Source organism: Mesorhizobium xinjiangense (assembly GCF_009749525.1).
GTDB lineage: Bacteria > Pseudomonadota > Alphaproteobacteria > Rhizobiales > Rhizobiaceae > Mangrovimarina > Mangrovimarina xinjiangensis.
This window is the reverse complement of record NZ_WOAC01000035.1, coordinates 28,934-45,220: the sequence shown is the minus strand read 5'-3', so window position 1 is coordinate 45,220 and position 16,287 is coordinate 28,934. Positions and strand designations below refer to the sequence as shown.

At 61.3% G+C, this 16,287-nt stretch carries 17 protein-coding genes and 2 pseudogenes; 5 read left to right on the top strand and 14 right to left on the bottom strand.

Translation table 11 applies throughout. The features are described from left to right. On the top strand, positions 1-192 hold a 192-nt coding region (locus tag GM909_RS24370), incomplete at its 5' end, for a transposase (RefSeq protein ID WP_157020088.1). A 213-nt stretch (positions 193-405) separates the two neighbouring features. On the opposite strand, the gene GM909_RS24365 is transcribed toward GM909_RS24370, so the two are convergent. The 3 genes from GM909_RS24365 to GM909_RS24355 all read right to left on the bottom strand — a co-directional run bounded on the left by GM909_RS24365 (position 406) and on the right by GM909_RS24355 (position 3,629). Next, positions 406-1,398, bottom strand: coding sequence for an alpha/beta fold hydrolase (locus GM909_RS24365; RefSeq protein ID WP_157020086.1), 993 nt, complete (start codon positions 1,396-1,398; stop codon positions 406-408). Between the two features lie 164 nt (positions 1,399-1,562). Next, the gene (locus GM909_RS24360; RefSeq protein WP_157020084.1) at positions 1,563-2,537 is read right to left on the bottom strand and encodes an MBL fold metallo-hydrolase; all 975 of its coding nucleotides are present in this window, start codon (positions 2,535-2,537) and stop codon (positions 1,563-1,565) included. A 162-nt stretch (positions 2,538-2,699) separates the two neighbouring features. Beyond that, positions 2,700-3,629: a LysR family transcriptional regulator gene (locus GM909_RS24355; protein ID WP_157020082.1), complete on the bottom strand. Its 930-nt coding sequence runs from the start codon at positions 3,627-3,629 to the stop codon at positions 2,700-2,702. Between the two features lie 133 nt (positions 3,630-3,762). Between GM909_RS24355 and GM909_RS24350 the strand changes: the two genes are divergently transcribed. Next, positions 3,763-4,542 (top strand): alpha/beta fold hydrolase, encoded by a 780-nt coding sequence (locus GM909_RS24350; protein WP_157020080.1) that lies wholly within the window; start codon positions 3,763-3,765, stop codon positions 4,540-4,542. 260 nt (positions 4,543-4,802) lie between these two features. Here the strand turns inward: GM909_RS24350 and bioB are convergent, their stop codons facing one another. From bioB to GM909_RS24315, 6 genes and pseudogenes are all read right to left on the bottom strand, one after another. Next, positions 4,803-5,789, bottom strand: coding sequence for a biotin synthase BioB (bioB, locus tag GM909_RS24345; protein WP_157020078.1), 987 nt, complete (start codon positions 5,787-5,789; stop codon positions 4,803-4,805). Beyond that, positions 5,786-6,352, bottom strand: a complete 567-nt coding sequence (locus GM909_RS24340) for a biotin transporter BioY (protein WP_157020076.1) — start codon at positions 6,350-6,352, stop codon at positions 5,786-5,788. Before GM909_RS24340 ends, bioB begins: the two co-directional genes overlap by 4 nt. A gap of 129 nt (positions 6,353-6,481) precedes the next feature. Next, positions 6,482-7,108, bottom strand: coding sequence for a GntR family transcriptional regulator (locus GM909_RS24335; protein WP_157020074.1), 627 nt, complete (start codon positions 7,106-7,108; stop codon positions 6,482-6,484). Between the two features lie 111 nt (positions 7,109-7,219). Next, positions 7,220-7,321 (bottom strand): annotated as a pseudogene (locus tag GM909_RS24330) (DUF736 family protein); the annotation flags it as partial. 56 nt (positions 7,322-7,377) lie between these two features. After that, positions 7,378-7,839, bottom strand: a pseudogene (locus tag GM909_RS26550) (TOTE conflict system archaeo-eukaryotic primase domain-containing protein); the annotation flags it as partial. A gap of 472 nt (positions 7,840-8,311) precedes the next feature. Beyond that, positions 8,312-8,914: a TetR/AcrR family transcriptional regulator gene (locus GM909_RS24315; protein ID WP_198174393.1), complete on the bottom strand. Its 603-nt coding sequence runs from the start codon at positions 8,912-8,914 to the stop codon at positions 8,312-8,314. On the opposite strand from GM909_RS24315, the gene GM909_RS24310 reads away from it, so the two are divergent. The 3 genes from GM909_RS24310 (at position 8,900) to GM909_RS26180 (ending at position 10,711) form a co-directional block, all read left to right on the top strand. Continuing rightward, positions 8,900-10,126, top strand: coding sequence for a DUF2855 family protein (locus tag GM909_RS24310; RefSeq protein ID WP_198174392.1), 1,227 nt, complete (start codon positions 8,900-8,902; stop codon positions 10,124-10,126). The genes GM909_RS24315 and GM909_RS24310 overlap by 15 nt on opposite strands. 163 nt (positions 10,127-10,289) lie before the next feature. Next, entirely contained in the window at positions 10,290-10,448 is a 159-nt protein-coding gene (locus GM909_RS24305) for a hypothetical protein (RefSeq protein ID WP_157020067.1), read from the top strand. Continuing rightward, positions 10,445-10,711 (top strand): hypothetical protein, encoded by a 267-nt coding sequence (locus tag GM909_RS26180; protein WP_235912064.1) that lies wholly within the window; start codon positions 10,445-10,447, stop codon positions 10,709-10,711. The genes GM909_RS24305 and GM909_RS26180 overlap by 4 nt, the downstream gene beginning before the upstream one ends. Positions 10,712-11,177: 466 nt before the next feature. On the opposite strand, the gene GM909_RS24295 is transcribed toward GM909_RS26180, so the two are convergent. The 5 genes from GM909_RS24295 to GM909_RS24275 form a co-directional block, all read right to left on the bottom strand. Then, a protein-coding gene (locus GM909_RS24295; protein WP_157020065.1) for an IS3 family transposase occupies positions 11,178-12,484 on the bottom strand; the annotation gives its coding sequence in 2 pieces (ribosomal slippage) (positions 11,178-12,193 and positions 12,193-12,484; 1,308 coding nt in all). Positions 12,485-12,513: 29 nt separating this feature from the next. Further along, positions 12,514-13,308, bottom strand: a complete 795-nt coding sequence (locus tag GM909_RS24290) for an ABC transporter permease (protein ID WP_407941355.1) — start codon at positions 13,306-13,308, stop codon at positions 12,514-12,516. Between the two features lie 76 nt (positions 13,309-13,384). After that, complete coding sequence (locus GM909_RS24285; RefSeq protein ID WP_157020061.1) at positions 13,385-14,320, bottom strand: ABC transporter permease; 936 nt, start codon at positions 14,318-14,320, stop codon at positions 13,385-13,387. 3 nt (positions 14,321-14,323) lie between these two features. Continuing rightward, on the bottom strand, positions 14,324-15,316 hold the full coding sequence (locus GM909_RS24280; protein ID WP_235912062.1) for an oligopeptide/dipeptide ABC transporter ATP-binding protein: 993 nt from the start codon (positions 15,314-15,316) through the stop codon (positions 14,324-14,326). Beyond that, positions 15,298-16,287 carry an ABC transporter ATP-binding protein gene (locus GM909_RS24275; RefSeq protein ID WP_157020059.1) on the bottom strand — a complete coding sequence of 330 codons (990 nt, stop codon included), beginning with the start codon at positions 16,285-16,287 and terminating at the stop codon, positions 15,298-15,300. The genes GM909_RS24280 and GM909_RS24275 overlap by 19 nt, the downstream gene beginning before the upstream one ends.

Sequence of the window (16,287 nt, the reverse complement as noted above, 5' to 3'; positions counted from 1 at the left end):
GTCAGGAAAAAGCCGGATCAGGTCGGCTTCGTCGTTCTGCCAAGGCGGTGGGTGGTGGAGCGGTTCTTCGCCTGGATCAATCGTAACAGACGGCTGGCAAAGGACTTCGAGGCCACCGTCAATTCCGCCGCAGCCTTCCTCTACGCCGCATCTGCCATGCTGATCATTCGCCGATTGGCTCGATCATCATGAGTTTCGAAACCGACTCTTAGACCCTCGGTACATCCGGCATGGTTGGGACCACCACAGTTCCGATCCTGCACGCTCGATTCAAAGGGACGACTAAGTTGCGCACCTTCAGCCTGGTGTGGTCAGGGTGCGCACGATCTCTCCGGCCCCTTCTCCGCCTGTGGACCTGGCCGTTGTCGAAAGGCAGACCGATGGATGCCGGTCCGGCCATTAGTACTACGACTTCAGGAACGTGAGCATATCTGCATTGAGCTGGTCCTTGTGCGTATCGGCCAGGCCGTGCGGTGCACCTGAATAGACCTTCAGCGCCGCGTGGGGCACCAACTTCGCCGAGGCGCGCCCAGCGGCATCGATCGGAACGATCTGGTCGTCGTCGCCATGGACGATCAGGGTTGGCCGGTCGAATTTCTTAAGATCTTCGGTGAAGTCGGTCTCCGAGAACGCCTTGATCGACTCATAAGCGTTCTTGTGGCCGGCCTGCATGCCCTGCCGCCAGAATGAGTCGATCATGCCCTGAGAGGCCTGGGCGCCGGCCCTGTTGAAGCCAAAGAACGGGCCGCTGGCGAGGTCTCGGTAAAGAGCCGAGCGGTCGGCCAAGCTTCCCGCACGGAGCCCGTCGAACACTTCGATCGGCAGGCCGCCGGGGTTGGCTTCGGTCTTGACCATGAGCGGTGGCACCGCCGCGATCAACCCGAGTTTGGCGACCCGTGCGGTGCCGTGACGACCGACATAACGCGCGATCTCCCCACCGCCGGTGGAAAAACCGAATAGCGAAACGTCCGCAAGATCGAGTTTCTCGATCAGTTCCGCCAAGTCGTCGGCGTAGTGGTCCATATCATTGCCGTCCCAAGGCTGGCTGGAGCGACCATGGCCGCGACGGTCATGCGTGATGACGCGGAACCCATTGGAGGCGAGGTGGAAGGCTTGGGATTCCCAGCTATCAGCGTTAAGCGGCCAGCCGTGGCTGAGGATGACGGGGGCACCCTTGCCCCAGTCCTTGTAGTAGATGTCGACGCCGTCGGAGGTGGTGATGGTAGTCATGGTTGTTGCTCCTTGTGCAGGGGGTGTGAGAGGCGAGGTGGATCCGGTGGCTCCGCCGGCGGTAGACGCAAGAAATGGTAATGCGGCTGCTCCTACGCCGGCGACGAGAACGCGCCGCCGAGACACGGAATGTGCGTTCTCGTGCTCTTGCTTCGATTCAGTAGTCATGGCTTGCTCCTTTGTTGGATACGATCGGATTTCATGTCCGCGGTGGTTCCTCGGCCGCCGGACTCTGAATGGCGCAGGCGATAAAGGCCTTCATTGCCGCAACCGGTCGATGGCGCCGCCATGGGTCCGAAGCCAGATTCGTTTCCGGGGGAACGGGTGATCGATTACCCGCCGGCGCTGTAGTTCACCGGCACCCAGTCGAACTCGTCGCTGTCGGTGCGAACATGGCCGATGCCGGGAAAGGGAAGATGGGCCCCTGCCACAAGGTAGCCTTGCTCGGCGGCATGGATGAGGGCCCGGCGGCGTGTGGTGGCCGCGGCTTCTGAGTCGACATCGAAATCAATGGCGATGTTCGGCTCATCGAACTGGACGGCATCGCCATGGACGATGTCACCCCAAACGACGAAGGTTTCGCCCGTGTTCTCGACGACGATGGAGCTGTGGCCGGGCGTATGGCCGGGGCGAAGGATGGATCCGAAGCCAGGTACCGGGCTGGCATTGTCAGCAAAGGCGTGCAGGCGGCCGGCTTCGATGTAGGGTTTCAGCGATGTGGTCGCCTCGCGAAACGAACTCTTGGCCGCCTCAGGCGCGCTCTCGAGATTTGCGGGGTCGAGCCAGTATTCCGCGTCCCGCCTGTTCACGTGCAGTGAAGCATTGGCGAATACCGGTTTGCCGCCAATGGTCAGGCCTCCGGAGTGATCGGCGTGTATATGAGTGAGAATGACGTCGTCGATCTGTTCAGGCTTGTAGCCGGCGGCGCGGAGATTGGTAACCAGATGCCCCAATCTTGACCCCAGCAATTCGCCAGTGCCAGCGTCGACCAGAACCAGTTTCGAGCCCGTATTGAACAGATAGGCGTTCACCGAAAGATCGACCGGCGATCGAAGGAAAACCGATCTAAAGATGGCGTCGATATGATCGGGAGTGGTGTTGTTGAAGTGGTTCTCCAACGGCACGGGCAACGTGCCGTCGGAGAGAGCGGTAACCTCGAAATCCCCGACCATCATGCGATAGAAAGCCGGCGCTTGCGTCCTGGCGAAGGGCGCAGCCGCGCGGCTGTTTCGGGTAGTCAAAGCACCTGCGGCAGAGATCGTGAAAAATCCAAGACCGGCTTGCAAGAAAGACCTGCGCGTCGTCATTGCTTCCTCCAAAGGTTGTCCACTCGGCGAGCGGCAAGTGGCGATTTCTGTGACAATGGAGGTGTACTTCCTTTGAGGAAGCTTGATTAGCGCGCCTGATCGGGAATGATTGTCCTATAATTGAAAACAATCGATGTGATAGAGAATGCGGCTGGTGCCGCCTCAGGGCTGGCTCCCTTGGCCATCAATCCTCTTCAGATCTAGACGCGGTATGAGAAAGTCCAGGAATGCCTTGACCTTAGGGGGCTGAACCCGGCCTCCTGGCCGAATGGCATATAGGGTTGGCTTCGGCCCCGCCCATTCGGGCAGGACACGAACCAGATTGCCTGCGGCAACGTCCGATTTGACGCGCACGTCGTTCGTCATCAACAAGCCGACTCCGGCTAGAAGAAACGCGTGAAGTGCCTCTGGATCGCTGGCCACGGCCACTGGCCGCACTCCGAATAGTGATCGCTCGGCTCCGTTCGACAACGGCCATGCCACCACTGGCCGGTTGAAATAGAACTCGGTCAACAGGCAGGAATGGTCCGCCAGCTCCGCCGGATGCTGTGGCGTTCCTGCACGTTCCAGATACGAGGGCGCGGCGTAGATACTCATCGGTAGCACGCCGAGGCGCCGCGCCGTCAGCGTCGAATCGGGTAGGCTGCCTTCCTGGAGCCGCAAGGCGACGTCGATGTCCTTGTTGACCAGGTCGACGACCTCGTGCCCGAGAAGCAATTGGGGCGAAACCTCCGGATAGAATCGGCGAAACTCGGTCAGCAGCGGCGTGAGGACACGCGTTGCCAACCAGTATGGTGCCGTGATTCGGAGCCAGCCGCGCGGATGTTGCTGCAACTCTGCCACTGCGTTTTCGGCATCCTCGAGATCCTTAACCAGTCGCTCGCAGTGCTGGAAATAGACCGCTCCCGCTTCGGTGAGCTTCAGGCTGCGCGTCGTGCGATTGAGGAGCTGTATCTGGAGCCGCGATTCAAGCTCCTGCACCTTTCGACTGATCCGCGTCTTGGGCACCTTAAGCACGCGTGCCGCCGCGGTGAAGCTTCCCTCCTGTACGACCTTCACGAAGGCAGCAGTATCGCTGAAGTCGCGCAGCATAGGAGTCCTCCAGAAGATTTTAATTGTCTCCAATTTCGAGACATTGATGTCCGATTCTGCCCGATAATCAAGAATGCTGCTCGGGATTAAATGATCATTGTCCTATCAACAACAATTCCAACTGGAGACTGCCATGATCAAATCCCTCGCGATCGCCGCCAGTGCGCTGACGCTTTCGGCAACTGCGGCCCAGGCACAGAGTGAGCCTGTCCACAACATTGTTCTCGTCCATGGCGCCTTCGCCGACGGAGCCGGATGGCGCGGCGTCTACGACCGACTGACCAGCCGTGGTTACAAAGTATCGATCGTCCAGAACCCGCTCACGTCGTTTGAAGACGACGTAGCTGCAACCCGCCGCGTGCTTGCCCGGCAGAATGGGCCGGCCATCCTCGTTGGTCATTCCTATGGCGGTAGCGTAATCACGGAGGCTGGCGACGCTCCCAATGTAGCGGGGCTCGTTTACGTGGCCGCATTCGCACCGGAGGTCGGCCAGTCAACGCTGGACCAGTATGCCGAGGTTCCTCCTCCGCCGAACTTTCAGCCCGATGTGCAGCCAGATGGCTTTGCGTTTTTGAACGCTGAGACGTTCAAAGATGGCTTTGCCGGGGACACTGACAATTCTGACGCCGCATTTCTGCGCGACTCCCAGGTGCCGATCGCAATGAAAGCGCTTGAAGCCAAGGTGACCACGGCGGCTTGGAAGACCAGGCCAAGCTGGTACGTCGTGGCGACTGAGGACGGTGCGATTGCACCCGAACTGCTTCGCAGCACTGCCAATCGCATCGGTGCAGTCACGACCGAGGTGAAGGGCAGTCACGTGATCTTCTTCACCCAGTCAGAGGCTGTCGCCGGCGTGATCGAACAGGCCGCCAAGGGTGTGGTGCTGGGCGATACCTCGGTGAAGCCGAACTGACGCCGCCCAATCCCCACCACGTCCAAGGGTGTAAGCGGAGAGACCATCGAGATATGCAAGTATAGGCGCAACTTGAGAGCGCGATCAGACCGCCGGCCGTTGGTAAGATTACGACGGCTGGCGGTGACGTCCGGCTGAGCGTCAGCGATCCCTTGCGCCGCGCGAGGGCAGCGCCCTTAGCGATCCTGCCCGATAGGAGGCAGTCCTTTCGTAGACCACTGGAGCGGCAATAGCGTTCATAGCTGCCGCTCCAGAATTATTCACGCGGCAGACGCGGACATGCAGGCGCGATCCGGTTCACCGATCGCGGCGAATAGTTCGGCATCCTCGCCGATCCCGGAGTTTGGCGTAGTGAGCAGCGTGTCGCCGTAGAAGACCGAATTTGCGCCTGCTATGAGACAGAGCACTTGCGCCTCGCGGTTGAGGGCAGAACGTCCCGCTGAAAGCCGCACTGTCGAGGCCGGCATGATGAGGCGGGCTGTTGCCACCATACGCACCAGCTCCAGCGGATCTACGCGCGGCCGGTTCGCCAGCGGCGTGCCCTCGACCGGAACGAGCGCGTTGATCGGCACGCTTTCAGGATGCGGGTCCATTGTCGCAAGGACGTGCAGCATCGAAGCCCGATCGCGGATCGTCTCGCCCATGCCGATGATGCCGCCGCAGCATAGCTCAATGCCGAAGGAGCGGACGGTTGCGAGTGTCTCTAGCCGGTCCTCATAGGTCCGGGTGGTGATGATTCGGCCGTAGAACTCGGGACTGGTATCGAGATTGTGGTTGTAGGCCGTAAGGCCGGCGGCTGCGAGGCGTTTGGCCTGATGTGGTTTCAGCATGCCGAGCGTGACACAGGCTTCCATGCCAAGGGCGCGCACGCCCTCGACCATCTTGATGACCGCATCGAATCCCTTGCCGTCGCGCACCTGCCGCCATGCCGCGCCCATGCAGAAGCGTTCCGCGCCGGCCGTTTTGGCGGTCGCAGCCAAAGCAATCACCTTTGCCGGGTCCATCAGCTTGTCGCGGGTCATCTCCACCTCGCGGTGATGCGCCGATTGCGGACAGTAGGCGCAGTTCTCGGGACAGCCGCCGGTCTTGATCGATAGCAGGCTCGCCTTCTGGACCTTGTTCGGATCATTGTGCAGGCGATGGACCGCATTGGCCCGCCCGACCAACTCAAGCAGAGGCAGCTCATGCAGGGCGACGATTTGGTCAGTTGTCCAGTCGTGCCGGATCGTTCCATCGGCCGTGCTCATTCGGCTTTGCTCCGAAGGCGGGCAAAGGAGGAGGGAAAAATGGTGCTTGCCGCCGCCACGACACCGATCTTGACCAGATCGCCGAGGAGAAATGGCAGGAGGCCAACAGCAAGGAGCTGGCCGACCGGAACGTAAACGGCAAGCCAGGCCATGCCGATTGCATAGATCGGCACCATTCCGGCAAGCATCGCGCCGACACGTCCGAGCGTGCCTTTGCCGGCCGCCAGCATGCCGACCAGCCATGAGGCGATGAGGTAGCCCAGGAGATAGCCGCCCGTAGGGCCGACCATATAGGCAAGACCGATGCCGCGCTCCGGGGAACCGGAGAAGACCGGAAGGCCGACAGCGCCGGCCGCCAGATAGGCGAGGAAGATGGGAACGGCGATGCGCGGTCCGAACGCCACGGCGGAGCCCATCACCGCCATCGTGTGCAGTGTCATCGGAACCGGCCAGAATGGAATCTGCACCTTGGCGGCAAGGGCCATCAGCGCCGTGCCGGCGATGATGGTCAACGCCGAAAGCGCAAATCGGTTTTCGATGGGTCTCATGGCCACATTGCTCATGCTGTCTCCTTCGCAGATAATAGATAATTTAAAGAATCTATCGCTAAAGGAATCCACAGAAATACGGTCATAGCAATAGCCATGCGCGCGGCACCATTTCTGGGCGGGAGCTAGACGAACTGTGGTCGCCTATTTTGGCTTTCTCTGCCCGATCGTCTGGACATGACGCGCAAGCACGGAAGCCGCCATTTCAGCCTGTCCAGCCCTCAAGGCGTCGAGGATCGCACGGTGATCCCGATCAGTGGGAGCTTCCCATTCCGCACGCCAGCCCGAGAACAGGAAACGGGCGCTGGCCGTGTGCAGATCGTCGATAGCCTTGAGCAGACGCGGCATTCCGCAGGGGGTCAGGATAATGCGATGGAAATTGCGATTGGCTTCTTCCCACGCCTGAACGTCACGCGCACGGTCTCCGGCCCGGTTCGCTTCCTCCGCCTGATCGAGAATGGCCTTGGTCATGTGCGGAACGGCGTTGCGCAGCGCCAGGGCTTCGAGCGCTGCGCGCATCTCTGCCACCTCCCGCACTTCGTCGGGACTGAAGCCGGCGACGCGCACGCCCCGGCGCGGTTCGCTGACGACCAAGCCTTGCGACTCCAGCCTGCGAAACGCTTCGCGCACTGGGACATGACTCGCGCCGAATTCCTCGGCGATGTGGTCCTGCCGCAACTTCGCGCCAGCCTCGATCTCGCCAGCGATTATCCGATTGGCCAGCGTCCTGCTGATCTGTGCTGCGATGGTGTCTGATTTGGCTGTGCTCATGTTTTATAGATAATTCATAGAGCAACGGCACGTCGAGGCCATTCTACGGAGCTCCGTCTAGTTAAGCAGAAAGCCCCGCTCGGAGGAGCGGGGCGGTTTCGGCCTTCGGTACTAGTGACCGTTGCGGCGGGACCAGATGAGGTTCTGTGACTTTCCGTCCTCGGCTTCGACCAGGCTGGCGTAGATCGGCGCCGGGAAGCTCGGATCGTCCAGAAGCGATCATAGGAAGTGCGGCCGATCTCTGGGCGTTTTTCCATCGTCTCCGTGATCAGGGCGGCCCCCATCTGCCTGGCGATCCTTGCCGGCACAGGCTCGGAGAAGAATATCCAGACATGGCCGCCGTTCCCCGACCGCGATCGCTCCAGCGCGGCGGCAACTCCTTTCGCATGACAGGTATCCAATAATGCCCTTGCGTCATCCGCCCAGCTTTCCTTGTCGAAGTCGGCGGCGAGGAACCAGCACGTCTCGTCATGCAGCAATGGATACACCCCGGCGACGAAGTCACCGGAGCGGACATTTCCTCCGCGCAGATGCTTTTCGATGATGTCCTCGGATGGCGGGACGAATGCCTGATGCGGGCATTCCCCGCATTTCACCTTCGGCTTGCCGCAAATCCCCTTCGCCCACTCGTTCGAGCATGCCGGCAAATATCCTGAACCTCCCGTCTTTCTGTTTTCCCATCGAACCGGAAAGACATCTGGGCGCCCAGCGAACAGGCGGCGGAACAGCACGATCTTCTCGGCCGATGACGAGTTGTTGGTGACAGGGGCATCGGCAAAAGAGGGTTGTCCGGCGGCACCGTTATCGGAAATCCGTGTTTGCTCCAGCGTTTCCAATTCGCGCGAAAGCGCCGTCCGCTCCGCATCCAGGTCGGCTAGCCGCTGCCGGATGCGCGCGACTTCCTTCGAAACATCCTTTTCATCCACCAAAGTCGCAACTCACGCTCAAGGTACCAGGTCACAAGACAACATAGACCAAAGGACGCTCGGGCTTAAGGCGGACAACGTGCGAGGAGGAGCGGCTCAATGGTCGAGATTATGCGGAGCGACACAGCTACAAAACCCAGAAAAGCCGGGGCCGTCAGCTCGCGACTCCGCATAATCCCGAGCTACGCATAATCCGTCGCGCCGGCGAAGATGCGGAAGTCGGGGCCGCGCTCGCTCTCGCCCTCGGTGGGGACGAACTTGGCCTTGACGTAACACCTCAGTCCGGCTCGAGGGTCAGAAGGCAAAGGCGCGTCAGTTGCTCCGTCCATCCGGAGATCCTTTCATTGTCCGGATCGACGAGCAGAGCATAGCGCCGGGCGCCCCATACAGCGATTACCAGAGCCTCAATCGTCTCGTCTGTCGGCGACCTGGGAATATCGGCCCATCCGTGGATGGCGGCACTCCACTTCTCTGCAAGTTCCTCGAAGACGCGGGTATGGTGCCAAGGCTCCGCGACAGCGTTCACCAGGTCGAGCATGTCCATGTCGAAATAGGGTTGGTCTGGCTCGTGGCCGCAGGTGATACCGACAAGGCGATGTACGCCATGGCGCCAGGTCGGGAATGAAGCGGCGATCACGTCGCGGTCGATCCGCGCCAGCAGCCAATCGATGGTGAAGCGAACATAGCCGGAGTGAAGGGCCGTCTTGTTGGGGAAGTACTCATAGAGTGTGCCGACGGCAAAGCCGGCTTCCTCCGCGACGGCACGCGTGGTGACGGCGGTCTGGCCCTCGCGACGCCATATCCGAACGTAGGCGTCATATATCGCCTCGACGGTGAAGCGCGCGCGATTCTGCGATGGCCGTTTGTGCGGCTTTGGCAAGGACTTACCTTGCTGCAATTCAGTCTTCGCGCGATCCGAACGCGCCGAACCGCGGGTTCTGCTAGGATTCACGGGAAAATCCCCCGAGCCGACCGCGAGGAACCGATGAATTTGCATTCAATGACGACGACACGCCTGCTGACCAGCAAGACCGACCTGGGCCATACCGAACTCGACTGCACATCGACGACGCCGGTCGAAACAGGCGACGTGGCCCTGAAGGTGGACAGGTTCGCGCTCACGACGAACAATATAACCTATGCGGCCTTCGGAGAGGCAATGAATTATTGGGACTTCTTCCCGACCGGAAGGGACGGCTGGGGGCAGATGCCGGTCTGGGGCTTCGCCGACGTCGTTGCATCCCAGGCGCCCGGGATTGCCGTCGGCGAACGCTTCTACGGTTATTTTCCGATCGCCAGCCTGGTGCTAATGCGCGCGGAACGCGTCACGCCACGTGGTTTCTATGACGGGGCCGATCATCGTCGCCGTCTGACCTCCGCATACAATCAGTACACGCGTTGCTCGAACGATCCGGCCTACGCACCCGAACTGGAAGACCTGCAGGCTCTTTACAGGCCGCTGTTTCTGACCTCGTTCATGCTCGCCGACTTCCTTGAGGACAATGGCTTCTTCGGCGCCCGGCGCATCGTCTTCTCGAGTGCATCAAGCAAGACGGCTTACGGAACCGCCTATTGCCTTGCCGTCATGCCAGAACTCGAACTTATCGGCCTGACTTCTGCGCGGAACGAGGGCTTCGCGCACAAACTCGGCTGTTACGGCACGGTGCTTTCCTACGACCGGCTGGAAACGCTCGATCCTGATGCTGCAACCGTATATGTCGATTTCTCCGGCGACGCAGCTCTGCGGAGGTGTGCGCATCGACATTTCGGCGCTTCGCTGACTTACGATTGCTACGCAGGATCTTCGGTCAATCACGAGTTACTGCGGGAAACCGATCTGCCGGGGCCGAAACCCGAATTCTACTTCGCGCCGGTACAGATCAGGAAGCGCAATGCGGACTGGGGCCCCGCCGCGGTCACGGAACGCTACAACCACGCGCAGGCCCGCTTCTTCGATCGAATTATCAATGCATCGCAGCCTTGGGTGCGGGTTGCGATGGCGCAGGGATTTGAGGGGGCGGCGGCGGTGATCGCCGAACTCGCCGCTCGTGGCGGTGATCCGGCGACCGGTCACATCGTGCGACTGGAGTGAGCGTCGCGGCGGGTGTCACTTGGCAGTTAATTAGAGCCTTTTCCCATTGATCTGAATCGTAGGGGATTGATCGGGATAGGGGGACCCCTCGCGGCGCCGCCGAAAATATGATAGCCCGAGCTCGCAGGTCGACAGCTTCTTCGCAGATGTGCCAAGCGACATCATGGCTTCCCAGGACGGCTACATCACCATGGGCGGCAAGGTTGAGGCGGCGTATTACGTCGAGGAGTATGGCAAAGCCTGGCAGGGGACGCCCGGGGCCACCGAATGGTTGGTGGAAACGACCAAGAAAATGGAACCGCGCGCACGGCGAACGAAATGACGAAGGACAAGCGCACAACTCGCTTGACGCCGGCTGCATGCGAAGAAATCCTGTCCCGCATGCCCAAGACTTGCCGGAAAGTTGTCGCGAACCACGGCCTGGTTGTCGAAAGTGCCGGTTGGCGTGGCATGGACACCGGCTTCTCCTTCGAACCTGTGTTCCGCGTCAGCGTTCCCGCTTCCGACGGAACGGCATTCAATCTCGAAAAAGGAAAGGTTCGAGATCCTCGCAGAGCACTACGGTTTGCAGCCGTCCGACTTTGAACGGGAATTCCGGACCGGAGGTGAGATTTTCCGGATTACCGGCATCGACTCAGAGCGGCCCCGCTATCCGATCTCCGCTGAGCGAATTCCCGACCGCAGAGGTTTCAAATTTACCGCTGAGAACGTTGTCATGCTGTTGCCCGCACAGGGCAAGCCATAAGGTTCTCTGATTGTTCCGCAAGTTGGCCAAATTCGCAGCTTTGAGCCGATTAGGCCTGATTGCACCGACCGCAACGCGTCCCCATCTCGACCATCGAGGCTGTCTATTTATTCGTCCCAATACCCGACAATGCGCGCGCGCCCGGTGCACTCGCCGACTGGAGCTGGTTGAGAACCATCTGGCGTCACTTGTCCGGCGCAAATGCGATGACCTCGATCTCGACCTTGCAGTCTGTCCGTGGTCAGGGTTTTTGGGACAATTGTCTGCCTGATTTAGTGGAGGCTCTGGCCCATCAGGGTTTTCATTCTAAGCGGCGGCCTTGCGATGTAGCAAGCGCCGTTGGTTGATGGTGTGGCGTTTGATCCTTTCTCTTGTCTGCAAAATTGTCTGGCCGCGTCCGAAGTAGACATCGGCCGGCGTGAGATTGGCGAGGCTCTCATGGTAGCGCCGGTGGTTGTAGTGATCGACGAAGGCGCCGATCTGCGCTTCGAGGGCACCGGGCAGGAAGTGGTTTTCGAGCAGGATGCGGTTCTTCAGCGTCTGGTGCCATCGCTCGATCTTGCCCTGGGTCTGCGGATGACAAGGCGAACCACGGGTGTGCTCCATCCCTTTGCCGGAGAGCCAGGTTGCCAGTTCGCCGGCAACGTAGCACGGCCCATTGTCGGACAAGAGGCGGAGACGTTGCATCACCCTGGCGTTGTCACAGCCTGATGCCTGCAGGGCGAGTTCCAGCGTGTCGGTGACGTCGCCAGCCTTCATTGTGGTGCACAGCTTCCAGGCGATGATGTAGCGCGAGTAATCATCGAGGATGGTCGAGAGATAGAACCAGCCCCAGCCGATGACCTTCAGATACGTGAAATCGGTCTGCCAGAGCTGGTTGGGTGCCGTCGTCTTGTCATGGAACTCGTCGGCAGCCTTGATGACGGTGAAAGCGGGACTGGTAATCAGATCCTGCGCCTTGAGCAGGCGATAGACCGAGGATTCCGAGACGAAGTAGTCTCGCGTGTCGGTGAACGTCACCGCCAGCTCTCGCGGTGACAGCTCAGGCTCGTCGAGGGCAAGGTCAATGACCTTCTGGCGGACCTCGTCGGGAATGCGGTTCCAGACCCGCCTGGGCTGCGGCTTGCGGTCTTCGAGCGCATCGACGCCGCCGGTGAGGAAGCGGTCATACCAGCGATTGAAAGTAGCGCGCGGAATGCCGAGCTTGTCCAGCGTGCGCTTGGCCGGAAGATGCGACTGCTCGACCAGCCGGATGATCTCCAGCTTCTCGGATGCGGGGTATCTCATTCGTCGTCGCCCCCATCCGCGATCATGCTTTTTTTGAGCAGCCGCAGTTCCAGCGCCTGCTCGGCGACGACCTCTTTCAGGTCGCGGGCTTCGCGCCGCAGATGCTTGACCTCGTCATTGGTGGCTGCACGCGCCGTGTCACCGGCCAACCGCTTCTTGCCGGCTTCAAGGAACTCCTTCGACCAATTGTAATAGAGGCTCTCGGCAATGCCTTCGCGCCGGCACAGCACGGCAATCGACTCCTCGCCGCGCAGACCTTCCAGCACGATGCGGATCTTCTCCTCCGCCGAATACTGTTTGCGGGTGGCGCGGCGGATGTCCTTGATGACCTTTTCCGCCGGCTCCTTCTATGCCGTTAGCGGGTCAGTGTCGGATCGAGCCGGTCGCGCAGCCAGTCTCCGATCAGGCACATCGACAGTGTGGTCAGGAAGATCACGACGCCCGAAAATATGGCAATCCACCAGGCGTTGATCAGATAGGCGCGACCGTTCCCGAGCATTTGGCCGAGGGATGTCATGGGCGGCTGTACACCCAGGCCGAAGAACGACAGTGCCGTCTCGAGGATGATCGTGCCGGGGAAGTTGAGCGTTGCCTGGACGATCAGCCCACCCGCGATATTGGGCAGGATGTGCCTGAGATAGATACGCCATTCGGGCGCACCGACGATGCGCATAGACATGACATAGCCGCTCTCCTTTGCCGAAAGCACCATGCCGCGCGTCAGCCGCGCGTAGCGTTCCCAGCCGTCGAGGCCGACGAGTATGATCAGGAGCGGCAGACTGTTTCCAAGGAATGCCAGAACGGCGAGCGCCAGCACAAGCGTCGGCAGCGCGGCCTGGATATCCACCAGCATCATCACCGCCTCCTCGATCCAGCCGCGAAAACGTGCCGCAACGAAGCCGAGCGTCGTGCCGAGCAGGAACCCGAATGCGGTGGCGCCGAGCGCTACCAGGATCGACGTCCTCGCCCCGTAGAAGATCCGGCTCAGCACGTCGCGACCGAGTGTGTCGGTTCCCAGAAGATAGTCCGCGCTGCCTCCGGCGAACCATGGCGGCTGGAGCCGGGCATCGAGGTTCTGGTCGGCAAATCCGTAAGGGGCAATGACGTCGGCACAGGCTGCGAGAAGAATGACGAGGCCGAGGAGGATCATTGCGGCCAGCACGACCGCGGGAATGGTTCGCAGGCGCCGCGTGGGGTTGCGCAAGGCGTCGAGAGGCGCTTCGATCTCAACCTTCACGGGGCCCTCCCGCAAGTCGTACCCGCGGATCGATCCAGCCATAGGCCAGGTCGACCACGAGATTGGCCAGTACCATCGTCGCGGCAATCGCCATGACGATGGTCTGCACCACGGCGAGGTCACGGCGCGCGACGGACAGGACGAGAAGGTTTCCGATGCCCGGCCAGCCGAACACGTTCTCGGTGACCACAGCTCCGCCGATCAGGAGACCGATTTCGAACCCGAGAAAGGTGATCACCGGGATAGCGGCGTTCGGAAAGACATGACGCAGGATCACGGCAAGTTCGGGCAACCTCTTGCCGCGGGCTGCGCGCACGAAGGGCTGGCCGAGTACGTCCAGAACCGACGTTCGGACGAAGCGCGCGAGCTTCGCCGCCATGGCGGTGCCCAGGGTTAGCGCCGGCATCACCAGGTGAGCGGCACTGCCGTAACCGGAGGACGGCAGGAGCCTGAGCTGCATTGAAAACAGCAGGATAAGCAGCAGCCCGAGGAAGAAGTTCGGCATGGCATAGCCGAATATCGCGACGGTCATCGTCGCATGATCGGCTGGCGTTCCGCGTCGGAGCGCAGCGAAGGTGCCGGCCGGCACGCCGATCAGGAGGGCGAGCGCGATGACGACGCCGCCGAGGATCAGCGTCGCGCCGGCGCGCTCAAGCACGACGCCGAGCGCGTCGCGCCCGTCGACGAGGGATTGTCCGAAATCGCCCTGGGCGAGGGAAATCAGATAGCGGACATACTGCTCATAGAGTGGCCGATCCAGACCCCAAAGCGTGCGGTAGCGCTCCATCACCTCTGGCGGTGCGTCGGCCGGCAGAAGCGCGATGATCGGATCACCGGCCATGCGAAGAACGAAGAAAGCGAGCGTCGCGCAGCCGACGATCGTTATCAGCGCACGTGCCAGCCGGAACACCACGAAACGCAGCATGGGCTAAAGCGTCCCGGCGAAATGGCAGGCCGATGCATGGCCTGGCCGAAGCGGCCGAAGAGCCGGCGCGCTTTCCAGACACAGCTTTTCGACCTGCAGGCATCTTGAAGCAAAAGCGCAACCCGCGCCGGTTGATGCGTCCGTCCCGGCGTCGGAAGATCGACCACTTGGCACACGGCGCTGCCCGGGCTGGTCGGGCGGCAGTGCGTCGATCAACGCCCGGGTATAGGGATGGGAGGGCGTGTCGATGACTGAGGCGATCGGTCCGATCTCGACGATCCTTCCGCAGTAGAGCACGGCCACGCGATCGCAAAGATGTCTCACGACGCGCAGATCGTGTGAGATGAACAGGATCGTCAGCCGATGCTGCGACCTAAGTTCCGCCAGAAGGTTGATCACCTGGGCCTGAACGGACACGTCGAGCGCCGATACGGGTTCGTCGCAAACAAGCACCTCCGGCTTCAGAACGAGCGCTCTTGCGATGAGAACCCTTTGCCGCTGGCCGCCGGAGACTTCGCCCGGAAAGCGGGCCAGGATCGAGTGCGGCAATCCTACATCAGCCATCAGAGAGGCGATCCGTCCTGCCCGCGCATCACGGTCGAAGCCGTGAATGATCATCGGTTCTTCGATCTGCCGGCCGATGCGGATGCGCGGGTTGAGGGCGCCGAGCGAATCCTGGAACACAGCCTGCACGCGGGCTCGTCGTCGCAGCGGCATGGGGTTGGTGAATGTGGCGCCGTCCAGCGAAACGGTGCCTGAAGTCGGAAGCAGCGTTGCCGAGACCATCCGGCCGATCGTCGTCTTTCCGCTTCCCGACTCTCCTACCAGCCCCAGAGCTTCCCCGGCATGAATCTCGAAGCTTACGCCGGCCACCGCATGCACACCAACGCCGCGTCGCAACAGTCCCCGCCGCGGTGGCGGATAGATGCGCGTCAGGTTTTCAGCATGCAGGAGCGGCAAACCGCCCGGGCGCCGGTTCAAAGGGGATTGAAGCACGCAACCGCTCCCGTATTGCCGCGACGTTCAAGACATGGCCTTTGCGTTGAGCACAAATCGTCGGCGCGCGTGCAGCGCGATGCAAAACGGCAACCTGTGGGCCGTGCTTGCAGAGGCGGAACGATCCCGGCAATCGACTCGAGGCGTTCCGTCTGGCGCGAAAGGCGTGGCAGGCACTCGACCAGACCTCTCGAATAAGGGTGTCTCGGCGCGGCGAACAGGTCCGTCACCGGACCACTTTCGACGATTTCGCCGCAATACATCACGGAGACGTCGTGGGCGATCTGCGCCACGACGCCAAGGTCGTGCGTGACGAAAAGAATAGCAAGACCTGTCGATTGCTGGAACTCCAGCATAAGGTCGAGAATCCGGGCCTGCACGGTGACGTCAAGCGCGGTGGTGGGTTCATCGGCCAAAAGCACGCTGGGCCTGGCCGCCAGCGCGATGGCGATGGCGATGCGCTGGTTCATTCCTCCCGAAAGTTCGTGCGGATAGGATTCGAAGCGGGCCCGGGCATGAGGAATACCGACCTGCGCGATCAGGTCTTCCGCTTCGGCGCGCCGTGCCCTGCGGGGAACGTCTGCCGGCAGCGCCTCGACGATCTGCCTGCCGACGGTCATGAGAGGATCGAGCGAGGCTGTCGCGTCCTGGTAGATCATCGCGAGGCCTTCCGGCGGGCCTTTCTCGGGTATCGCGCCGCTTCTGCCCTTCATTCGCAGGTTTCCCGAAACCCCGCGGGCACCTGGCGGCAACAGACCCATCAGAGCGAGACATGTCAGGCTCTTGCCGCACCCGGACTCGCCGACCAGGCAATGGGTTCTGCCCGCCTCCAGCGACAGATCGACATTTTCGACCGCCAATCCGTCGTCCACCGCTACCGCGAGATTGCGGACTTCCAAGATCGGTTCGCCGCGGTGTGACGGCTCGTAGGCATCGATGCCGGGCGCAAATGCGAGTTCGGCCACCGGCAC

Coding starts and splice junctions, on each gene's coding strand:
- GM909_RS24365 (WP_157020086.1), bottom strand. CDS start 1,398: ATGACTACTGAATCGAAGCAAGAGCACGAGAACGCACATTCCGTGTCT.
- GM909_RS24360 (WP_157020084.1), bottom strand. CDS start 2,537: ATGACGACGCGCAGGTCTTTCTTGCAAGCCGGTCTTGGATTTTTCACG.
- GM909_RS24355 (WP_157020082.1), bottom strand. CDS start 3,629: ATGCTGCGCGACTTCAGCGATACTGCTGCCTTCGTGAAGGTCGTACAG.
- GM909_RS24350 (WP_157020080.1), top strand. CDS start 3,763: ATGATCAAATCCCTCGCGATCGCCGCCAGTGCGCTGACGCTTTCGGCA.
- bioB (WP_157020078.1), bottom strand. CDS start 5,789: ATGAGCACGGCCGATGGAACGATCCGGCACGACTGGACAACTGACCAA.
- GM909_RS24340 (WP_157020076.1), bottom strand. CDS start 6,352: ATGAGCAATGTGGCCATGAGACCCATCGAAAACCGATTTGCGCTTTCG.
- GM909_RS24335 (WP_157020074.1), bottom strand. CDS start 7,108: ATGAGCACAGCCAAATCAGACACCATCGCAGCACAGATCAGCAGGACG.
- GM909_RS24305 (WP_157020067.1), top strand. CDS start 10,290: ATGGCTTCCCAGGACGGCTACATCACCATGGGCGGCAAGGTTGAGGCG.
- GM909_RS26180 (WP_235912064.1), top strand. CDS start 10,445: ATGACGAAGGACAAGCGCACAACTCGCTTGACGCCGGCTGCATGCGAA.
- GM909_RS24290 (WP_407941355.1), bottom strand. CDS start 13,308: ATGATCCTCCTCGGCCTCGTCATTCTTCTCGCAGCCTGTGCCGACGTC.
- GM909_RS24285 (WP_157020061.1), bottom strand. CDS start 14,320: ATGCTGCGTTTCGTGGTGTTCCGGCTGGCACGTGCGCTGATAACGATC.